General features: G+C 51.4%; 3 protein-coding genes. 1 reads left to right on the plus strand and 2 read right to left on the minus strand.

The features are described 5' to 3' along the window. Together AK963_RS25660 and AK963_RS25665 are read right to left on the minus strand one after the other, a co-directional pair. On the minus strand, positions 1 to 187 hold a 187-nt coding region (locus AK963_RS25660; RefSeq protein ID WP_202969871.1), incomplete at its 3' end, for a hypothetical protein. After that, positions 187 to 3,711, minus strand: coding sequence for a hypothetical protein (locus AK963_RS25665; RefSeq protein WP_066018216.1), 3,525 nt, complete (start codon positions 3,709 to 3,711; stop codon positions 187 to 189). The genes AK963_RS25660 and AK963_RS25665, both read right to left, overlap by 1 nt. A gap of 239 nt (positions 3,712 to 3,950) precedes the next feature. Here AK963_RS25665 and AK963_RS25670 point away from each other — a divergent pair. Next, a partial coding sequence (locus tag AK963_RS25670) for a hypothetical protein (protein WP_139117662.1) occupies positions 3,951 to 4,508 on the plus strand: 558 nt, incomplete at its 3' end.

Here is a 4,508-nt window from a genome sequence, read left to right on the forward strand (position 1 = left end):
GGTTACTGTCCGGCACCGTCGAGGTCATTGCCTTTGTCCAGCCAAATCCCGGTTTACTGCCGTATCCGGTCACCAAAATCGCATCGAGCACTTCAATGATGGAATTTTTATAAGCGCCATAACCGCCACTTAAATATTTAAATTCCGGGGCACCTGAATCGTTCCAGCTGTAGTATTGAACCGGCATCAGTCAGCATCCCCCCGAATCTGCAGTGTGAAATCGTCGTTGGTTTCTGTTCCCTGACCTGAAAGGACAGTCCTGCAAATCCAGACCGGCGCAAGGCATCCATCGGTATTGAAGCGAATAGCGTTACCCGTAGCCCAACCACTGCCCCAGCCATCGGCTTTCAAGGTGAAATAAGGCACACCGGCTTCCGGGTTAAGTGGCGCTGCATCAGCAATGGTGTTGCCGGTTGCGATGATCCCGAGCTTTTCTTCAACAATCTGGAATGCTGAACCGCTGGTAAAGATGATCGCCCACTTGCCATAGATTGCTCCCTTGTTGGTTGTTTCCACCGGATAGTTGATGGTGTTGTATTGGGCGGTGGTCTGATCCCCTTCCCGATGATCCGTCCAGTTTGGATCGCCGTTGTCCCACACCTTCTGGCTGAAAAAGTTTTTTACTCTCGCCTGAAGGTCGCCATAGACGACTGCGCTGCTTACTGTGGTTTCGGTCGCGGGTAAATCCCAAGGCACCGGGGAGATAATGGAGAGGTCGCCGTTGATCTGAACGTCACTTAACACACTCATGTGCTCAACCCGATCCTTAATAGTGAAAGGTGCAGTCAGGGGATTACTGCCAGCATCAATCAGGCTCAACGGATCGGCAAAGGTCACGGTTCCCGTCTCTCTATCGACGGTGTATTGATCGCTGGCCAGCAGAGCCCCGCTGCTGTCTTCCACCACGTTTTCTGCCTGATGGTCACGAGCCAGGTTGATCACCTGACCGGCCGTTGGTGTACCTGCATCGGTGCTTGCCGTGTGGCTGATGACTACAATATCCCCGGCTCGATAGATAGGGACCCGTCCATCAGGAGGGAGACGAACCGGATCGAGCCCGATCAATTCAGCATCGAGGGGCAGGCTGGTTTCCACCACGCAGTTATAACGAACACTCTGCGGGATAACGTAAATAGGATCAGTGCCATCGGTAAACTGAAGCTCACACCAGCCTGTGGTTACGTCGATTTTTCCGACCACTTCTGCGGTATTGAACTCACCATTAAAATCCGCCGTTGCCGTGATAATGTCCCCGTTATCCACCCGAACCGCTGTCAGCTGCAAGCTGCCCTGACGGATCGGAGCACCGGGAGTACGGAAGGCGACCGCATCAATCTTAAAGCCAACGCCAACGGTGGCCGCTGCCTGAATGGTGGCGGTGCTGACCGATCCCTCTGGATAGCTCGCCAGTGTCGCCATGCCACCGCTGTAATCAACCCTGCCGACCTGAACCCCGGCATTGGTTTCGGTGCTCAGGTTTTTATAGAGAGAACCGTCCCGGTCAAAGTAGGTTTCACCGTTCCATTCAAAGATCACGCTGCCGGGGAGCAGGACGGTATTGTCCATCAAGGGCAGCAGATCAATGGTCAGTTCTGGCGAGGTAATGTTCTCGTTATACGGTGCATGAGCAAGGTTGCTCGCCTGTGCAATGGCCGTAATGGTGCTGCCATTGAAGGTTTGAGTTTTGGAGGTGTTGGTCACGTCCAGCTTTCGAACGTAACCATTAAACGTCTGCTTGATGACGTATTCAGGATAGGTGTACTGCTCCAACGCCAGAATGGTGAATGCCCCGGTCTGGTAATCAATGGCTCCCGTAACACCCCGCCAGCCACCCGTTGTATCGTCGCTAATCTGCTTGGCCACGTTCCGGGTGGTTTCATAGGTAGTCCAGTCATCCTCGTTTCTGGTTTCGCTCGGCACGTTGGACAGCTGCTCGACCAGAAATTGCAGCTGGATAGAACCTGGGAGCAAGGGCGCACCGGGAATGGTGCCACTCATTACGCCCTGACCATCCACCGAGACAATCACCTCGCCACCGGCACTGGTGCCTTCTTCATAGGTCAGTTGAATCTCGGTGCCGCTGTCGGGCAGAAAATCCAGCTTAAAGCTCAGTTCACCGGGGGCGTAGTGAATAGCTCCGTTACCGTCACCAGTGAGAAGCCCATTGGCCTGATCGATCAGGGTTTTATTCTCACCGGAGGAAACATACGTCACCGTCATCGAGCCGGGTTTAATGCCGGGTTTCTCTACGGTATGGCGAAAGGTCATATCATCCACAGGCACCGAGCCGGTTCGGATGATCACCTCATCATCATTCTGCGCCACATAGCTAAAGACTATGGCACTGTCTGGATCGGGCAGCGCATCAAGGGTGATCGCCGCCGATCCCGTTGCAAAGATGATGGTGCCGGTTCCCGATCCGGTCATCTGGCCTGCGCCGGTATCCCGGATATCCTGCCATTTACCCAAGGCGATATAGCTGACCACCAGTGTTCCCGGCCTTGGTTTGGCCTCGGCCATATTCAGGGTGTAGTTAAAGCCCCGGTTCTGGTTGGTGATCGGGATAGCCCCACTGATCGCAGCCCCGGTAATCGCCACGGCAGGCTGATAAGTGGCATTGGCGGTGGCCGTGGTATAGCTGCTCGCTCGCCAGACGTTAATCTCCCCGAGGTCATAGTCCACGGTCAATTTACTGAAATTATTGGTCCCGCTTTTATGGAGCAGATGACCCGCACCGTCATCTTCAAAGGTGCCGCCATCCAGTGACAGGGAAAGGGTTTTCGGTAATACGCCACGCTGGACATAGGTTCGGCTCTGATTGCCGGTTATATGCACAAAACGGCAGCTGACCGAACGGGTAGTGCCAGCGGTGGCCACCATCGTTTTGCCGGTATAGCCACCGTATTGATCGAGCAACGGGCTTTCGACCTTGGCACTCGGCACCAGTGGCGCATAAACGCTCTCGGCCTTAACCGTTAAGTCGCCAGCGGTAATGTTGGCACTTAATGGCTGAATACCATAATAACGAGAGGTATCAGCTATCTGTGTCCCATAAATGGTGCTGGTTTCTTCCTCCGGTTCTCCGGGGACCGGCTGCGCTCCGGTAAAGGTGGTTATCAGTGGTGCACTGATCTCCATTTCTACCTTACGCCGGTTAAAATCGACGTACTCTGAACCGTTGTGATAGGTAAACGTGACCACCGAATGGTCAACGGCAGTAATACGGATAAACTGACTCGTTAGCCCATCGGGAGTGGTGAGCTTATAGACCTCCCCGATTTCAGGGACCGCCCATTCCTCACGCTGATAGCCGACAATGGCACGCTGGCCTTCCAGCTGATCGCCGACCAGTTCCCACGAGGCCTTAATGCCGGGAACCACATAGCTCTCTATCCTGTCTCTGGCATCGAGGCGCTCATCGGTCTGACTGTCGGTATTGAACAGTAAGACACTGACATTCTGATCCTTGGGAGGCTCGGTCAGAATAAGATGACTGCCGAGATAAATGTCATTGTTATCGGTGCTGATTCCAATAAACGCCTTTCGCAGGGCAACATCACCAATGGTTCGGTCGATCCGGGAAATATCCTGAAAGAGATTATTGACGTTGCCATCAATGACCTCGTTGCCTGTCACCCGACCGCCACCGTCTTCCTCATCCGTGAGGCGCTGGCTTTCGAAGAGTTTTACGTCACTATTAGTAATAGCCATAGCAAATCCTTATGCTTCGTTGACATAAATAAATGGAGAATGAGTTGTAAAAGGGAGGAACTTTTATAAGAAGGCGTGGTCTTAAGCTGTAATTCAATAATTCAATAATTCAATGGATCAAAGCAATCAATTTCCCTCATACCAGTGCTTATTTTTATAGAGTTGATTCCAGCTCACCAGGTTTAATAGAACAAGGGCAATTTGATGTCGCCTGTCAGCAGCAGTCTAATTTTCAAGACATGCCAGTTCAGGCGGTAGACTCTTTTCCTTATCTCAATAACCAATCAGGAATATTCCAAAATGGACCTGAGCTGTTTAACCCATTTAATCAATATCTTGCATGTTCTTCATCAGTGATTAATTATGATTTACCTGACTTTACGTCTGAAGAACTAGATATGTATTTAGGTCCAAATGAAACATCATCAGATGAGTTAAGCTATACGGAACTGAATGCACAGACCGATATATCCTCCCCCCTTCAAGGTGAACCCTGTGGAGAAACATGTGTTAATTTTTCTCAGTCATCATCGCGTCCAGTTGCTATAATTAGTCCGTTAAATACAGGCATTAAGCAGCAAGTTACAAATGCAACTGCTGAAATTGAAAGACATGAATCAATTGGCATTAGTGAATCCCTGGCCATCACGCCCGGAGAGGCTTACAAGAGGGCTTACAAGAGGGCTTACCGGGCTGAAATGTCTTTATCAGGTGATCAAGATAAGGCAAAGAAAGCTGGTCAAGCCGCAAGAAATCGTGCTAAAGAATCTTCTGCTTCCGGCTCTGGTGAGTTGTCC

It is taken from the genome of Endozoicomonas atrinae, assembly GCF_001647025.1.
GTDB classification, from domain to species: Bacteria; Pseudomonadota; Gammaproteobacteria; order Pseudomonadales; family Endozoicomonadaceae; genus Endozoicomonas; species Endozoicomonas atrinae.